The organism is Legionella massiliensis (genome assembly GCF_000756815.1).
Taxonomy (GTDB): Bacteria; Pseudomonadota; Gammaproteobacteria; order Legionellales; family Legionellaceae; genus Tatlockia; species Tatlockia massiliensis.
In genome coordinates, this window is sequence record NZ_CCVW01000002.1 from 762,327 (window position 1) to 778,071 (window position 15,745).

A 15,745-nucleotide genomic window follows, 5' to 3' on the forward strand; every position below is an offset into this window, starting at 1 on the left:
TAGTAATACCAAACATCGCCCGTCATCCCGAACATAGTGAGGGATCTCCGGGATTAGCACAGCGCCACACTCAGGAGATGTCTCTCTACGTTCGACATGACGTACCTATTACCGGGAATCCTCTAATCATCATCAACAAAAGTTAGAAAATAAGCAATAAAATCCTGGCTTCTTCCATGAACAAGATCCAGATAGGCTTCTTTTATACGCGAGCCAATCTTGCTCTCCTGGGCCTGGGCAAGTACCTTGTCATTAATAGAACGAATTAGAGTGACTTCTGCGGCCGTGCCTGTAAAAAAGGCTTCCTCTGCCTGGTAGGCATCATCAAGAACCAGATCCTTTTCAACTACCTTAAATCCAAGATGACGTGCTAAAGTGATGATTGTATCCCGCGTAATCCCAGCAAGAATGCTGCCCAATTTAGGCGTATAAATTACCCCATCCTTAGCCATGAAAAAATTCTCGCCAACGCCTTCGGTGATATAACCCTCGCTATCTAAAAACAGGGCCTCATGATAATGGGTTCCTTGCAATTCCAGGGATGCCAAAATGCCGTTCACATAATGACCAGCAAGCTTAGCATCAACAACGGTAGAATCAGGGTGAATGCGAATATATTTGCTTGTTTTGATATCTATACTTTCATAAGGAAGATAAGCACCCCAGGGCCAACAAGCAATGACCAATTCAACAGGATTTCCAACTGGATTAACTCCTAATTTTCCATAGCCATAAAAAGCAATAGGTCGAATATAACCAGCTTTTAGGTTGCTACTACGCACGAGCTCTTTAATCGCCTCGATGATCTCCTCTCTGGAATAGGGTAATTCCATTTTCAAAGTCTTTGCTGAATAAAAAAGACGATCAACATGTTCAATCAGGCGAAATATGGCAGGTCCTCTATCCGTCTCATAAAAGCGAATACCTTCGAAAGCACTACCACCATAGTGCAATGCATGGGTTAAAACATGGATCTTTGCATCTTCCCAGGGAACGAATTGTCCGTTATGCCATATTTTTTCAGTTTTCTGCATCATGCTCATTCTCCTGGCCAGCTTTAAAACAACGTTTAACTCTTTCGAGTATAGCCAGATTTGCAAAGATTTGCATAGAAGCTTTGTTTAAAATCAGGGTGTTATGTGCGCCCTTCTCCCCGCAAACGGAGAGAAGGGCGGATGAGGAGAAATTAATTAAAAAGAAACAATCAAACTCTTATCTATTCGCTGCAACTGCACCTTAAACAAAGACTGAATCTGCTCCAAGCTAGCCTTATCATCCGCCTCAAAACGGGCAACCAGACAGGGAGTCGTATTCGAAGCACGCAGTAATCCCCAACCATTAGCAAACTCTACTCGTAAACCATCTATAGTGATAATTGTCGCCTCAGGGAATTGAGCCTGTTCGCTAAAACGTTGCATAAACTCGAATTTTTCTTCTTCGGCAATAGGTATCTTGATTTCCGGGGTATTCACACTATTGGGAATAGCAGCAAATTGCTCTGAACTTGTTTGGCTGCTTTGACTGATAATTTCCAATAAACGGCAGGCGCTATAAAGCGCATCATCAAAACCGTACCAACGATCTTTAAAGAAGATATGCCCACTCATTTCGCCAGCCAGAGCAGCCTTGTCTTCTTTCATCACGCCTTTAACAATAGAATGGCCAGTAGGACACATTTTGGCAACACCTTCCGCCTCTTCAACAACACGAGCCAGGTGGCTTGAACATTTCACATCATAAACAATAGTTGCGCCTTTATTGCGCTTTAAAACATCCAAAGCATAAAGCATCAACAGACGATCTGGCCAAATCACTTCACCGGTATTGGTAATAACACCCAGGCGATCAGCATCGCCATCAAAGGCTAAACCAATATCAGCCTGGTGCTTAGCAACCGCAGCTTTTAAATCAACCAGGTTTGCTTCAATTGTTGGATCAGGATGATGATTAGGAAAGCGGCCGTCTACATCACAAAATAGAGGAATCACTTCACAACCCAGAGCTTCGATAACCTTAGGAATAACCGGGCCCGCGATACCGTTCCCACAATCAACAACGACCTTCAAAGGACGATGTACTCTCACATCGCTAATGATACGGTCGATATAGGTCGGAACAATGTCTTGGCTCAGAGATTCGCCTTGACCATTCTGAAAGCGGCCAGTCTGAATCAGGTTATAAAGTTCTTCAATATCAGTCTGAACCAGCGTTTTGCCAGCCAGAACCATTTTAATACCGTTATAGTCAGCAGGATTATGGCTCCCAGTCACTATCAGACCACTATCAATATCTGTGCTGTTGGTTGCATAGTACATGACTGGGGTTGCGGCAGCGCCCAAATCTATGACAGTGATTCCACTATCAAGCAATCCTTGTTTTAAGGCTGCGGTCAAACGGTCACTTGTTAATCGACCGTCGCGGGCAACAAATATTTTGTCGCGTTTGAGGACAGCAAGACGGCAGCTAATTGCTCGACCAATACTGTAATAATCATCAACATCTAACTGTTCACCGATGACACCACGAATATCATAGGCTCTAAAAACTGAGCGCTCTACCTGCTTTTCTTGATACTTCATTCACTCTCTCCCCGAACTGCCAAAACCACCCTCTCCCCGCTGACTTTCAATGAAATCATTCACCACTTCAAAAGCAGCTCTGACTACGGGTAAGAATACCAATTGGGCAATTCGCTCACCTGGATTAACAATAAAAGGCTCCTGGCCACGATTCCAACAGGAAATTTTTAATTCGCCCTGATAATCAGAATCAATTAAACCAACCAAATTGCCCAAGACAATACCGTGTTTATGCCCCAAGCCTGAACGAGGCAGAATAACTGCGGCTAGATTGGGATCAGCGATATAAATAGCAAGACCTGTAGGCAGTAACACCGTTTCTTGTGGAGCAATATGAATAGGTTCATCAATGCAAACACGCAGATCAAGTCCCGCCGAACCTGCAGTTGCATAGCTTGGCAAAGCGATAGTATCACCAACGCGTGGATCTAATATTTTTAGCTGAATGGCTTTATGCATAATATTCCTCTGATTTTTAATGCGCCGTATTGTGAATACTTGTGGCAAGGATTGCAATAATTTGGCCGGCAAGTCTTATTTTATGGGTCAATGGCAGTTCGGTTTTCGTATCTTTAGTTAACACAGTGGCCTGATTATGATCCACATCAAAGCCCAGCCCCTTACCAACCTGGTTGGCAATGATCATATCAAGCTTTTTGCTGTGCAATTTATCCTTTGCATGCTTAATGACTTGCGATGTTTCAGCTGCAAAACCAACCACAAAAGAGGCTTTAGCACTTGCTGTAACAGAAGCCAGAATGTCTGGATTAGGACCTAGCTGCAAGGTTAATTCGGGGCTATCTTGCTTTTTTATTTTCTCAGTAGCAGGGGCGTCGACACAATAATCAGCTACAGCTGCTGTGCCAATAAAGATCATCCCTGCTTGCAAATGCTGCATAACTGCTTCTTGCATTGCTTTGGCAGAATCAACCTTATAAGTTTGCACACCAGCTGGAGGACTAATCTCTGTTGGTCCACTAACCAGAATTACCTCCGCACCAGCCATTTTCGCTGCCTCAGCCAGAGCATAGCCCATCTTGCCAGAGCTGTTATTGCTAAGAAAACGAACTGGATCTATGGCTTCGCGGGTAGGTCCGGCGGTAATCAATAGCCTTTGGCCTGCCAATAGTTGATGCACAGAATGCAGCCTCAACGCATTAACAATCGCATCAACCTCAACCATACGCCCTAAGCCCTCTTCGCCACAGGCTTGCGAACCCTCTGCCGGCCCAACCAGGATCAGGCCTCGTTTAGTTAGCCGCGCACAATTTGCCTGAGTAGCAGGATGGGCCCACATTGAGCGATTCATTGCCGGGCAAGCGATTACCGGTGTTTCAGCGACCAGATACAGGGTAGACAACAAATCATCAGCGAGTCCGTTTGCCAGTTTGGCCAAACAGTTTGCCGTTGCCGGGGCGATGACTAAATAATCCGCCCAGCGCGCTAATTCAATATGCCCCATTGCGCGCTCGGCTTGCAGATCAAACAAATCAACACGCACTTCGGATGCACCCAAGGCTTGTAAAGTCAAAGGAGAGATAAATTCTTGTGCTGACTCAGTCATCACGACGCGCACCTGTGCGCCCAAGCGAGCTAATTCACGGACTAGATAAGCGGTTTTGTACGCCGCTATCCCACCACAAATCCCTAATACAATTTTTTTGTCGTTAAAATCTTGCATGGTTTTTCATTTTTAATAAGAATAGCTGCGATCAAACCACAAACCTCGTCATAAAGGAATAACAATGACCAACCTGCAACCGGCCCGACCTTTGCGCCTGCGCGAAAAATTTTTAGCACAAGGCGTGCAAAGCTTCTCAGATATTGAATTATTAGCCCTTTTTATCAGTTCCGGCAGCGCTAAAAAATCTTGCCTGCAACTCGCCTTTGATTTGACCAGACACTTGGGTGATTTACGGGCTATTTTAAATGCTGATCAGCAGAGTTTTAACCAGGTTAACGGGCTTGGTTTAGTACGATATCTGCAATTACAAGCAGCTAGAGAGATTTGCCGGCGCAGTGACTTTATTTCACTGCAAAAGGATCTGCAATTAACCAATACTCAGCAAACTCATGCTTACTTGAAACGTCAACTACGTGACCAGAAAAATGAAACCTTCGTCGCTCTCTTTCTTGATAGCCAACATCGTGTGCTAGCTTATGAGGAACTATTTAAAGGCACGATTAATACAGCCACAGTGCATCCTCGTCCTATTATTGAGCGCGTACTCAAATTAAATGCGGCGGCATTAATTATTGCCCATAACCATCCTTCGGGGTCTGCGAATGCCAGTCAGCAGGATTTTGCTGTCACTGAACGCCTTTGTCATGCCTTAGAGCTGGTCGATGCTCGTTTATTGGACCATTTGGTTATTGGCGATAATGAAGTCTTTTCGATCATGCATCAAATCAAATGGCCCTGTAATTAACGTCAGTTATGGATAAGAGTCGTTTAAAATCGAATGATTCTTATCCATAACTGACGTTAACTGAGCCCGATTCTTTAAACAGCTAAGACTTCCTGTTTCTCGCTTTCATCGGTATCGGAAGTTGCTGCCGGATTAGTTGGTATTGATTGATTCAATAGGTCATCAACATATTGAGAGACCTCTGTATAAATTTTATCAGTCACATAGTGGAGCGGTAAGTCCGCCAGCTTAACCAGTTTTAGCTTTGCACCATCCAAACTTGAAACATTTAATTGCTTCATCAAGGGGGCAAGAATCACCTCTAAGCCCGTTCCTTGATAGGCATTGTTTATCATATCGGCAGAATAAGGATGTAGCTTTTCGGCAACCATTAGCATTTTCAATGCATTTTGATACTGCTGTAATTCGTAGTAAAAAACAAAAAGCAGCAAATATCCTGGCGTCCTATACAAGTCGGCGGCGGCTTTTGCATAGTCTTGTGCTTTTTCAAGACCATTCGGCTGTTTCATATAGTAAATGACTAAGGTCCTTAAGGCGGCAAAATGCCCCAAGTCAGCTGCTAAGATCATGAACTCGCAGGACTCTTCTTTGTAAGCTGCATGAGCAGCCATTGCTTTTGACTTACTATAAAAATAAATTCCTTTTAATAAATCAAAGCTAGTCAGAGTTGATTGGGGTCGATACTCTTGGACAGCTAAATGATTAACCTCAGCAGCCTCCTTCGGATTGCGACCAGATTTTCGCCAGCGCTCATCCCAAAGACTAGTCAATAGAGGATTTTGGCATAGCTTATCGAGCTCAGGATCAGTGATAGCAGCTCTTATTAAAAGCCCTAAGTCAGTCCTTTCGAACACGTTTAATAGCTTATTTTTTTCAATCGCTAATTCTCGTTGTAAATCTTGATTTCTTGCATCTAAGATGCTGTATAAATTCCCTTTATTTGGCAATCTGTAATAGTCATTATAACTGGCTTTTTTTATTTCCATTTTATTTATATTTTCAAGATATTCTTCGCATTCCATCTTAAGATTTCCAATAAAATTTAACTCATCTATTGTTAACATAGAAGCATTTGGCAATGAGTGACTAGTCTTAGGCATAATTACTTAAATTCCATTGAAAAATTAGTAAAAAGCATCCTTTTTTCAAGGATGCTTTTGATGATTATTAAACGCCAGCAACTATACCATCATTTCTAATTTCAAGCGAATCATCATCTGTCTTATTACCTTCAGTATTAGAAAGAATTGGCAAGCCAATATTATCATCTAATTCACTATTCAACTCATCAATTGCAAGGTCAAATGAATCTTTGTGAGAAAAGAAAGTTGTAGGACTATTGGATACTTTAGTCTCCTCAACAGGTGAGGGAATATTAGCTGTTTCTTTCTCTTCTATAGTCGCAGTAAGCTCCTTGATTTTACCTCTCAGCAATCCTTTTACAATTTCCAAGGTTTCTCCTGCTAGTTCTGGAGATAATTTGTCATATTTTTCAACCAAACTAGCTGCATCATTCATATAAAGATCATATTCAGGAATCGGTGCACTCTTCAACGCATTAAACACAACATTAATGGTTAGAGTACCATGATCGTTTTCAGGCGATTCAGCATGAAGGGGATCAACCACATTATGAATCATGCTAGTAGAAAAATAAGAATATCCTGAACTCGCTTCAAATTTCTCTCTAACTTGATGTTCTAAATGATGAGTACCTTCCTGTTTTTCAAAACGTTTCTTATCTGGCTCAACGTATCCCCTAAATACCATATAGCCAGGATCTTTCTCATTGTTTGAAGGCAAATGAATGTCATGGTAATAGCCACCAGTCACAATAAAACTAGTAAAGCCTCTTGGATGCGAATGCCCAGTTTCTTTTTCTAATTTTGCACCTAAATTCGGATAAAGATCTCCAGGCCAAAAATTGAGTCTAAGCTCTGCAGCATCCGTAAGTGCATTCAAAAGTTCTGGCTTAGAAATTAAGCGAATCAAGTCATTATTTAATCTTAAAAACCCTGAAGGATTTCTACTAATTGATAGTTGTTCTGCATAGTCAGGATTATCTAAGACATTTAAAATTTCTGTCATTAATGAAACTTTAAATTTATCGTCTGTTAAGGTGCGATCAACGCTTTCAAAGCGACGCGCATCAACTGAAGTACTTGATAATTTTGCACGCTCTTTATCATTCAAAAAACCATAGATAGTACGTGCAACTTTACCTGTGCTTCCATTATACATTACATCATGAAAAGTTCTGGTAGGGTTAGTTTGTTTAGCTTCTTGCTCTTCGGTTTTTGAATCCACTTCCAGCAGAGTTTCAATCTTTGTTTTTGACATCATATGAGCACCTATTCTTAGCTAGTTTGTATAAAAAAGTTTGTCTGAAACATCCATGGAATGAATTATTAGAATCCAACTGGGGTTTATTTTATACAAATAGACCTTAAGTGAACCTTAGGGGAAGCAAGTTTTTTAGACAATTTGCTCACTTAAATCAAAGTAAAAGTTTAACTGCTTATTATTAAAGAGATTTATGAATAGCGAATGAGGACAAAGCTAGCGAAACAATTCTTGCAGCAGATATTGTGATGCTCAGAAATCACAGAATTTACTAAAAATTTTCATCCATTGATTGCTGCAATACTTCATCTTCCGGTGCCCAATAATAACGATCGTCAGCCGCAATAGCTGCGTTGATCGCTTGAACATCAACAGCCCTGGCTGACATTCTGGAATTATTAACTGCCGCGTAAGAAACTGTCATCGCAGAAGAGCCTGGTGCATTCATGCTGCCATTACCCGTTGTAGTACAACCACCTAAGGCGAGTAGAAAAACTGAGAGTCCTATTTTTCTCATTTACAATCTCCTTGTCCAAAAAATCTTTTTGTTCTTTGATTGCACAAATAAGATCTTTATTGATTTTGTATAAGTATAGGAAAAAATAAATTAAATATTGGGTTAACCCTGTTATTTATTTGATATACCCTTTAGGGATTAAATTGATACAAAGGAATTGTTATGTGCCGTTTCGTCGCTTATTTGGGCTCAGAAGTGCTTCTGGAGGATATCTTAGTTAAACCTATTAATTCGATCATCATGCAAAGCCTTCATGCAAGAGAATCAACTATTCCCACGAATGGCGATGGTTTTGGTCTTGGTTGGTATGCACCTGAGCTCAGTGATGAACCTGCTTTATTTACTTCTGTATCCCCAGCTTGGAACGACCGTAACTTGCTTAATTTGACTGCAAAAATCAAATCACCCTGTTTTTTCGCCCATGTCAGAGCAGCCAGTGCCGGTGGTGTTACCAATTATAATTGTCACCCCTTTGTCTTTGGAAAATGGATGTTGATGCACAACGGCAATATTAGTGATTTTATAACGGTCAAACGCCATCTGCGTCATCTTTTGGACGATGATATCTATAATTGGATTCAGGGAGAAACCGATTCAGAGCATATATTTGCCTTATTTTTGCAATTGGCCAAGGGAAAAGATCTTAACCAACTTTCAGTCCTTACAGATATCATGCAAGCCACCTTAGCTACGATCAATGAGCTAGTCGAGCACTATGGCCAGGAGAATGAGTCTTACTACAACCTCTGTCTTACAGATGGCCAACGCTTGATTGCTAGCCGCTACTGCACAGAAAAAAATGCTATGCCAGAAAGCTTGCATGTTTTTACCGGAGAAAACTTACATGAATATATAGATATACCGCATCCGATCTATAAAGCAGTCTTAATCAGTTCAGAAAAACTTACGAATTTTAACACCAATTGGCAAGATGTTCCTGCCAACCATCTTCTTATCATCGATAATGATTATCGTATTGAATTTCAAGCCTTATAAATTGCCTGGGAAATAACAGCTATGCTAGATTGGCACCCCTTAGATCTAAGTAGGAAATTGTCATGAAGCGGCTTGCAATCTTATTGCTCTTTTTTTCTTCTTTCTCTCAAGCCGCAGAAACTTTAACTACAACTGTTGCTGACCAAGAAACCACTTACAGCCGAGAAATGCTACTTGCGCATCCAAAGTTGATTACTATTAAACAAGCACACTTACCCGCGTATCCAGGGCAGCTTTTTGATTTGAAAGCAGTTCCTCTATGCTCCCTGCTCAAAATAGACGATCAAAACAGAGGAAATATTTTAAAAATACGGGCTTGGGATACCTATATCTCCTATTTTAAACTCCATCGAATTTATCCCTGTGATGGGAAACAAACATCCATTGCCTATGTTGCGATTGAAGAGCCTAATAAGCCCTGGCCAATACTCGCTAAAGCCAAGCGCTCTGCAGGTCCCTTTTACCTGATTTGGCAAGGAAAAAAAGTTCCTACCTCAGATTGGGTTTTTGGAATTGAAAATGTTAGTACAACAAAGAAAAATCCCTTCGACAGCCTTCTCCCAAGCAATAGTACAACCCAAGAAGCAGCAGGACTGGAGCAATTCGCCACAAAATGCGGGGTTTGCCACTCGATTAATCTGATAGGTAACCAAGACGTTGGGCCGGACTTGAATTTTCCAATGAATCCCACCGAATATTTAGCTGAGCCCCTGCTTCGTCAATATATTCGTAATCCCCAATCTGTACGGCATATGAAGAATGACAAAATGTTTGCCTTTACTAAGGAATACTTGTCCGATGCGGAATTAGATAATTTGCTTGCTTTCTTAAAATTAATGAAGCGTCACAAACTGAAAGAAATTCATAGAAAAACATAAGGTTACACTTCTTCATTCCGAATCCCCGCGACCTGACCCATAGGTATCTACACAAATGTCCCTCCTTGTCTCAACATTACGTCATCCAGAGCGTAGTGAAATCTCCTGAATGTGGCACCGTGCTAATCCCGGAGATCCTTCGCTGCGCTCTGGATGACGTGAGTCTATTACAGTCACTTGTGTAGATACCTATAGGCTTGACCGCGGGGTCCATGTAGCTTGAGCCACCGACAGATCCCGCGGTCAAGCCGCGGGAATTCGAGTTTTTCCTACTATTACACATTTTTGTCCCGTACAATGAAAGTTACATGAATATCACCCCTAATATTTGATTTTCCATAGAAATACATATAGAATGAGGCGACTTTTACGCCCTGCCTAGGCGCCTCGAAAAATGCAAGAAACGCCGGATTGTTTTGATTTTTCTCAATTGTCTTCTGACGAAATTGCCGACCTGCTTAAACGATTTAATCTTCGATTAACAGTTGACGAAGCTCTCACGATTCAAAATTCCCTATTAAAAAGACCACCGACCTACGCTGAATGCGTCTTATGGTCTATTCAGGGATCAGAGCACTGCTCTTATAAAAGCAGTCGTAAGCACCTTAATCAATTTAATACCAGCGCCCCCCATGTCATTCTGGGTCCCAAAGAGGATGCGGGAATTGTTGCTGTTGCGAAGGATAAACAAAATAGACGTTATGGCATTGTAGTTAGCCATGAATCCCATAACCATCCTTCACAGCTAGTTCCCTTCGAAGGAGCTGCAACCGGTGTTGGTGGAAATGTTCGCGATGTCTGCTGTATGGGAGCGGAGGTAATTGCTGTTGCCGACAGCTTGCGTTTTGGCGACATCAACCGTGCTAAAACAACCTGGATACAACAAGGCGTTGTACAGGGAATCGCTGGCTATGCTAATCCCTTAGGTATTCCCAATTTGGCTGGAGATACCTATTTTGATGAAGCTTATAATGAGAATTGCTTAGTCACAGTCGTTACCCTTGGCGTTGTCAGAGAAGATCATATTATCCATTCCTATGCACCAGAAAATGCGAAGGATTATCGCTTCATCCTGGTTGGTAAACCCACAGATAACAGTGGCTTTGGTGGCGCAGCTTTTGCTTCCGCGACACTCTCTGAGGAAGAGCAGGAAAAAAACAAAGGAGCGGTACAAGAGCCTAATGCCTTCCTACAACGTCATATCCTCAAAGCAAACTATGCCATGTTCGAATGGCTGCGTGAGCAAAATTTGATTGACCGCGTAGGTTTTAAAGACTTAGGCGCAGGAGGAATAGCCTGCGCCAGTGTAGAACTTGCTGAGGCAAGCGGTTATGGCGCTGAGATCGATTTAGACCTTGTGCCGACTAGCATGAAGAATTTACTCCCTGCGGTTGTTCTTTGTTCCGAAACGCAGGAACGTTTTATGTGGGTTGTTCCCGAACATTTAGTAGACAAATTCCTAGCACATTACAATGAGCGTTTTGCCCTCCCAGAAATTTGTGATGGCGCGCAAGCTACTCTAATCGGCCAGCTTAGATACGATGGTTTATACGTTGTTCATGCTCAAGGCAAGGAGATTGTTTCCGCCAAAGCCAAGGATATTACTCAGGGCATTCTTTATGACCGCCCTTACTCTGCTAAATCGCAAACACACAAAGAGCCAGCTCCCATCACCATTCAGGATTACAATAAGGTCCTTTTGGCTCTCTTGGCTCATGAGAATATTGCCTCACGAGCGCCAATTTATGAGTGTTATGATAAACAAGTCCAGGGGCGTTCAGCTGTAGAGCCAGGCTGGGCAGATGCTGGAGTGCTCACCCCCTTTAATGAAGATAAATATCCCGAAGAGATACGTCATACAGCAGTTGCTCTATCAGTTGATCACAACCCACGTTATAACAAAATAGATGCTTATTGGGGCGCAGTGAATGCTGTTATCGAGTCAGTCCGAAATATTATTGCTGTTGGTGCCTGGCCTCTTTCCCTGACCGATTGTCTATGTTTTGGCAACCCAGAGAACCCTGAGCAAATGGGTGAGTTTGTCGATTCTGTACGTGGAATAGTCGATGCCTGCAAAGCAGTAAAAATGTTCGATAACCGCGAAGTAAGTCTTCCCATTATTTCTGGAAATGTTTCGCTTTATAACGAATCCGCGCAGGGTGCAATTCCACCAAGCCCCATCGTTAGTTGCCTTGGGGCTAGCAACGATATTGCAAAAATACTGACCTATGATTTGAAGCAAAGCAACTCCATCCTTGTACATGTAGGCGAGACTAAAGATGAATGTGGTGGAAGTGTTTACTATCAACTACATAATCAGCTAGGAAGCCAATTACCCAAGCCCAATTTAGCTAAATTTGCCGATGAAATAGCTGCCGTACACCAGGCCATACAAACAGGTCTAGTACTTGCAGCTCATGATATTTCAGAAGGGGGTATTGCGGTTGCTCTGGCTGAAATGAGCTTTAAAAACAAAATTGGCGTCAAACTTTCCATCCCTGGAGAGTTGCCAACTGATAGAAAGCTCTTCTCCGAAAGTGGTGGTTTTATTCTCGAAGTGTCAGCACAAAATCTTGCTGAGCTCGAGCAATTACTCCGCGGCTATTCGGTCTCCTTTGAAACCATTGGGGAAACGACTGAGGAACCAATTTTGCTCATGAATTCCGTTATCAATCTACCAATAAGTACCGCAAGTACTGCCTGGGAAAAAGGTTTAGTTGAGAGGCTCATATAATGTCAATCATTGATTACAAGGCTGCAGGCGTCGATGTAGAAGCAGGTAATGAAGCAGTTCGTAGTATTAAAAAAGCGGTTGAATCGACCTTTTCCCCCCAGGTTCTTACTGGCATTGGCAGTTTTGGGGCAATGTACGATATCAAACAGCTTATGCAAGACTATGAACACCCGGTACTCGTACAAAGTATCGATGGTGTTGGCACCAAAATGATGGTTGCTAAAATGATGCAGAAATTCGATACCATCGGCATGGATTTAGTCAGTGCGACCACCAATGACATTATCGTTTTAGGTGCTAAACCACTTACCCTCCTTGACTATATAGCCAACGATAAATTAAACCCGAAAACGGTTGAACAAATTGTGAATGGCATGGTTATCGCCTGCAAAGAAAATGATATTTCGCTGGTTGGTGGTGAAACGGCAGAAATGCCAGGTACCTACCTTCCTGGTGAATTGGATTTGGTTGGGGTGATTACCGGTGTTGTTGAAAAAGGGAAAGCGATTGAGGGAAAAACGATTTGCGCAGGCGATATTGTCGCAACCTTTCCTTCCAGCGGCTTGCATACTAATGGTTATTCACTAGCCAGAAAACTGCTTTTCGATGTCGCTGGTTATAGCGTTAACTCACCCTTTGAGGACTCCGGCCATTCCATCGGTGAAGAACTTCTGATACCCCACTTGAATTACACGAAACCCATCTTAAAAATCTTAGAAAAAAACATTGAAATCAAAGGAATGGCTCACATTACTGGTGGCGGTTTGTTAGAAAATATTCCGCGTATTCTGCCGAAAAATTGCTCCGTTGAAATTCATAAGAAGCAAATCCCTGAACAGCCGCTTTTTAGCTTACTGCGCCAATTAGGGCATTTGGAAGACGACCAGATGTACCGCACCTTCAATATGGGTGCAGGCTTGGTGCTTTTCCTTTCACCAGAAACTCTCTCTCCAATTCGCGAGTTGCTACGTGATTTCCCCGCCTTTCCTCTTTATGAAATTGGCCGGGTTGTACAAGGCGACCAAAGGGTACGCTTATTATGATACGAATCGGTTTAATACTATTCCCAGGTTCAAATTGTGAACGTGAAACAGCCTTAGCACTAAAGCGTGTTGGCATGGAACCAGTTGAATTTTTATGGAATGAGCCGCTGGATAAACTGCGCGGTCTGGATGGTTATATCCTTATTGGCGGTTTTTCCTATGAAGACCGTTCCCGTGCCGGCATCATTGCCGCACTTGATCCAGTCATTCAAGAAATTAAAGCCCAAAGTGAAACAGGCAAACCTGTTTTAGGCATCTGTAATGGTGCGCAAATTCTAGTTGAATCAGGCTTAGTACCCGGCCTTGCTGATAACGAGGCAAGCATGGCGCTAAGTGAAAATAAGCGCATCGTCGATGGCAAAATAGTGGGTACAGGCTTTTACAATGCCTGGACCTACATGCGGTTAAGCGCTAATCATCAGCAGAATGCATTCACCCGTCATCTTTCTCCTAATGAACTGATTCATCTGCCAATTGCCCATGCAGAAGGCCGTTTTCTCATTCCAGATTCGCTCTTGCAGGATATAGAAAACCATGGACTTAATCTTTTTCAATACTGTGATGCGACTGGCGAGATAATTAATAATTTCCCCGTTAATCCCAATGGATCCGCCGCTAATATTGCCGCTCTAAGCAATAAGGCCGGCAATGTGATGGCGATGATGCCTCATCCAGAACGCACCAAAAATGGCGATCCGATTTTCAAGTCGATGCGTGATTATATTGCTGATACCAACAAAAAACCCTTGATAAACATTCAGGTATCTAAAACAGCACTCAAACCAAAGCAATTTAATAAAATCCCCTCTAGTAAGCTTTGCCTGATTAAATTAATTATCACCGATAACCAAGCCTTGACTGTACAAAAGACCTTAAGGCACCTCGGTTTTCCTGTCTCTGTTACCCGCTTTGAGCATTGGGAAATTGACTGCGGCTCAGCAGAAAGCGTCGAGCTACTCAAACGGTCAGGGGTTTTATATTCCGAGCGCAAAGAGCGAGAAATTAACGACGATGAATTTCATAGCGATTCAGCCCAATCCTTCCTTGTTCGCCCCAAAGATGATCTAAAAGGGCAACAGATACTACAAACCCTAAAAGGGCACTATGCAATACCAGGCATCAAAGGAATTAAACATGGTGTTGTCTGGCAGTTTCAAAGTGAAGAAGGCGATATTGCAAAGCTAGTAGACAATATTTTATTAACCCACATCATTGGAAACCAATATGCTCACGAGTGCTACTTCTATGACCACCTATAGACAGAAAATTCAAACAGCTCTTCCTTTCTGCCTGGATGACACGAAATTACCAATCGGTGAGAAATACCAGGGAAAGGTTCGAGATTCTTATGACCTTGGCGATCACATTCTGCTTATTACAACTGACAGACTCACTGCCTTCGACCGACATTTGGCGCTAATACCTTATAAGGGAGCCGTACTCAATCTGACCTCTGCCTGGTGGTTTGAACAGACAGCAAAACTTATCCCCAACCACATTATTGCTATTCCCGATCCCAATGTGGTGATTGCTAAAAAATGCCAGGTTTTCCCTATTGAATTTGTCGTGCGTGGTTACATTAGTGGTACAACGTCTACCTCTTTATGGACCCAATATCAAAAAGGGGTTCGTGAGTATTGTGGGATTAAATTTCCAGAAGGTTTGCATAAAAATCAAAAACTTGCCGAGCCTGTTTTAACACCAACAACCAAAGAAAAAATTCACGACCGCCCTATAGCTCCCGCTGAAATTATTAGCGAAGGCTGGATGAATAAAGAGGATTGGGAACAAGCCTCTGCCCTAGCAATTAAGCTCTATAATCGCGGGGTTGAAATGGCAGCCGAGCATGGCTTAATCCTGGTCGATACCAAATATGAATTTGGTATCGACGCAGCAGGTAACATTATTGTCGTTGATGAAATACACACCCCCGACTCCAGCCGTTATTGGTTGGCTGATAGTTATGAGGCGCGTTTGGCAGAAGGACTTGAGCCTGAGAATATTGATAAAGAATTCCTTCGTTTATGGTTTGCCAAGAATTCTGACCCTTATAACGATGCAATCTTACCCCAAGCCCCACAAGAACTGATTGAGGAACTATCCTTAAAGTATATACAGCTCTATGAGCGGATTACTGGCAAGGAATTCAGTTTTGCAGATCACGATGAGCCAGTGGAGCAACGTATTATGAGAAATATTGCAAATTACCTGAGGTAAGATTTAATA

At 42.4% G+C, this 15,745-nt stretch carries 14 protein-coding genes; 7 read left to right on the forward strand and 7 right to left on the reverse strand.

Going from position 1 to position 15,745, the window contains the following annotated elements; translation table 11 throughout:
* Positions 1 to 122: 122 nt before the first annotated feature.
* The 4 genes from BN1094_RS10415 to coaBC all read right to left on the reverse strand — a co-directional run bounded on the left by BN1094_RS10415 (position 123) and on the right by coaBC (position 4,260).
* Complete coding sequence (locus BN1094_RS10415) at positions 123 to 1,037, reverse strand: branched-chain amino acid transaminase (RefSeq protein WP_176695296.1); 915 nt, start codon at positions 1,035 to 1,037, stop codon at positions 123 to 125.
* A gap of 153 nt (positions 1,038 to 1,190) precedes the next feature.
* Positions 1,191 to 2,579 (reverse strand): phosphomannomutase/phosphoglucomutase, encoded by a 1,389-nt coding sequence (locus tag BN1094_RS10420; protein WP_043874328.1) that lies wholly within the window; start codon positions 2,577 to 2,579, stop codon positions 1,191 to 1,193.
* Positions 2,580 to 3,038, reverse strand: coding sequence for a dUTP diphosphatase (gene dut, locus BN1094_RS10425; RefSeq protein WP_043874329.1), 459 nt, complete (start codon positions 3,036 to 3,038; stop codon positions 2,580 to 2,582).
* Positions 3,039 to 3,054: 16 nt separating this feature from the next.
* The gene (coaBC, locus tag BN1094_RS10430; protein WP_043874330.1) at positions 3,055 to 4,260 is read right to left on the reverse strand and encodes a bifunctional phosphopantothenoylcysteine decarboxylase/phosphopantothenate--cysteine ligase CoaBC; all 1,206 of its coding nucleotides are present in this window, start codon (positions 4,258 to 4,260) and stop codon (positions 3,055 to 3,057) included.
* Positions 4,261 to 4,324: 64 nt separating this feature from the next.
* Between coaBC and radC the strand changes: the two genes are divergently transcribed.
* Complete coding sequence (radC, locus tag BN1094_RS10435; RefSeq protein WP_043874331.1) at positions 4,325 to 5,008, forward strand: RadC family protein; 684 nt, start codon at positions 4,325 to 4,327, stop codon at positions 5,006 to 5,008.
* Between the two features lie 74 nt (positions 5,009 to 5,082).
* On the opposite strand, the gene BN1094_RS10440 is transcribed toward radC, so the two are convergent.
* The 3 genes from BN1094_RS10440 to BN1094_RS10450 all read right to left on the reverse strand — a co-directional run bounded on the left by BN1094_RS10440 (position 5,083) and on the right by BN1094_RS10450 (position 7,868).
* The gene (locus tag BN1094_RS10440) at positions 5,083 to 6,108 is read right to left on the reverse strand and encodes a DUF5630 domain-containing protein (protein ID WP_043874332.1); all 1,026 of its coding nucleotides are present in this window, start codon (positions 6,106 to 6,108) and stop codon (positions 5,083 to 5,085) included.
* Positions 6,109 to 6,175: 67 nt separating this feature from the next.
* A complete protein-coding gene (locus BN1094_RS10445) occupies positions 6,176 to 7,351 on the reverse strand; it encodes a hypothetical protein (RefSeq protein WP_141650461.1) in 1,176 nt (391 codons plus the stop codon).
* A gap of 271 nt (positions 7,352 to 7,622) precedes the next feature.
* A complete protein-coding gene (locus BN1094_RS10450) occupies positions 7,623 to 7,868 on the reverse strand; it encodes a hypothetical protein (RefSeq protein ID WP_043874334.1) in 246 nt (81 codons plus the stop codon).
* Between the two features lie 162 nt (positions 7,869 to 8,030).
* Between BN1094_RS10450 and BN1094_RS10455 the strand changes: the two genes are divergently transcribed.
* The 6 genes from BN1094_RS10455 (at position 8,031) to BN1094_RS10480 (ending at position 15,736) form a co-directional block, all read left to right on the forward strand.
* The gene (locus BN1094_RS10455; RefSeq protein WP_043874335.1) at positions 8,031 to 8,864 is read left to right on the forward strand and encodes a class II glutamine amidotransferase; all 834 of its coding nucleotides are present in this window, start codon (positions 8,031 to 8,033) and stop codon (positions 8,862 to 8,864) included.
* 62 nt (positions 8,865 to 8,926) lie between these two features.
* On the forward strand, positions 8,927 to 9,742 hold the full coding sequence (locus BN1094_RS18860) for a c-type cytochrome (protein ID WP_052403245.1): 816 nt from the start codon (positions 8,927 to 8,929) through the stop codon (positions 9,740 to 9,742).
* Positions 9,743 to 10,136: 394 nt separating this feature from the next.
* The gene (gene purL, locus BN1094_RS10465; protein WP_043874336.1) at positions 10,137 to 12,476 is read left to right on the forward strand and encodes a phosphoribosylformylglycinamidine synthase subunit PurL; all 2,340 of its coding nucleotides are present in this window, start codon (positions 10,137 to 10,139) and stop codon (positions 12,474 to 12,476) included.
* On the forward strand, positions 12,476 to 13,519 hold the full coding sequence (gene purM / locus BN1094_RS10470; protein ID WP_043874337.1) for a phosphoribosylformylglycinamidine cyclo-ligase: 1,044 nt from the start codon (positions 12,476 to 12,478) through the stop codon (positions 13,517 to 13,519). The genes purL and purM overlap by 1 nt, the downstream gene beginning before the upstream one ends.
* The gene (gene purQ / locus BN1094_RS10475; RefSeq protein WP_043874338.1) at positions 13,516 to 14,778 is read left to right on the forward strand and encodes a phosphoribosylformylglycinamidine synthase I; all 1,263 of its coding nucleotides are present in this window, start codon (positions 13,516 to 13,518) and stop codon (positions 14,776 to 14,778) included. The genes purM and purQ overlap by 4 nt, the downstream gene beginning before the upstream one ends.
* A complete protein-coding gene (locus BN1094_RS10480; protein ID WP_043874339.1) occupies positions 14,744 to 15,736 on the forward strand; it encodes a phosphoribosylaminoimidazolesuccinocarboxamide synthase in 993 nt (330 codons plus the stop codon). The genes purQ and BN1094_RS10480 overlap by 35 nt, the downstream gene beginning before the upstream one ends.
* The last annotated feature ends 9 nt before the right edge of the window (positions 15,737 to 15,745 follow it).

What these genes read in the sequence shown, in the direction of transcription:
- purQ (WP_043874338.1), top strand. Translation starts at nt 13,516, where the DNA reads ATGATACGAATCGGTTTAATACTATTCCCAGGTTCAAATTGTGAACGT.
- BN1094_RS10440 (WP_043874332.1), bottom strand. Translation starts at nt 6,108, where the DNA reads ATGCCTAAGACTAGTCACTCATTGCCAAATGCTTCTATGTTAACAATA.
- BN1094_RS10445 (WP_141650461.1), bottom strand. Translation starts at nt 7,351, where the DNA reads ATGATGTCAAAAACAAAGATTGAAACTCTGCTGGAAGTGGATTCAAAA.
- BN1094_RS10450 (WP_043874334.1), bottom strand. Translation starts at nt 7,868, where the DNA reads ATGAGAAAAATAGGACTCTCAGTTTTTCTACTCGCCTTAGGTGGTTGT.
- dut (WP_043874329.1), bottom strand. Translation starts at nt 3,038, where the DNA reads ATGCATAAAGCCATTCAGCTAAAAATATTAGATCCACGCGTTGGTGAT.
- purM (WP_043874337.1), top strand. Translation starts at nt 12,476, where the DNA reads ATGTCAATCATTGATTACAAGGCTGCAGGCGTCGATGTAGAAGCAGGT.
- radC (WP_043874331.1), top strand. Translation starts at nt 4,325, where the DNA reads ATGACCAACCTGCAACCGGCCCGACCTTTGCGCCTGCGCGAAAAATTT.
- BN1094_RS18860 (WP_052403245.1), top strand. Translation starts at nt 8,927, where the DNA reads ATGAAGCGGCTTGCAATCTTATTGCTCTTTTTTTCTTCTTTCTCTCAA.
- BN1094_RS10455 (WP_043874335.1), top strand. Translation starts at nt 8,031, where the DNA reads ATGTGCCGTTTCGTCGCTTATTTGGGCTCAGAAGTGCTTCTGGAGGAT.
- BN1094_RS10480 (WP_043874339.1), top strand. Translation starts at nt 14,744, where the DNA reads ATGCTCACGAGTGCTACTTCTATGACCACCTATAGACAGAAAATTCAA.
- purL (WP_043874336.1), top strand. Translation starts at nt 10,137, where the DNA reads ATGCAAGAAACGCCGGATTGTTTTGATTTTTCTCAATTGTCTTCTGAC.
- coaBC (WP_043874330.1), bottom strand. Translation starts at nt 4,260, where the DNA reads ATGCAAGATTTTAACGACAAAAAAATTGTATTAGGGATTTGTGGTGGG.
- BN1094_RS10415 (WP_176695296.1), bottom strand. Translation starts at nt 1,037, where the DNA reads ATGATGCAGAAAACTGAAAAAATATGGCATAACGGACAATTCGTTCCC.
- BN1094_RS10420 (WP_043874328.1), bottom strand. Translation starts at nt 2,579, where the DNA reads ATGAAGTATCAAGAAAAGCAGGTAGAGCGCTCAGTTTTTAGAGCCTAT.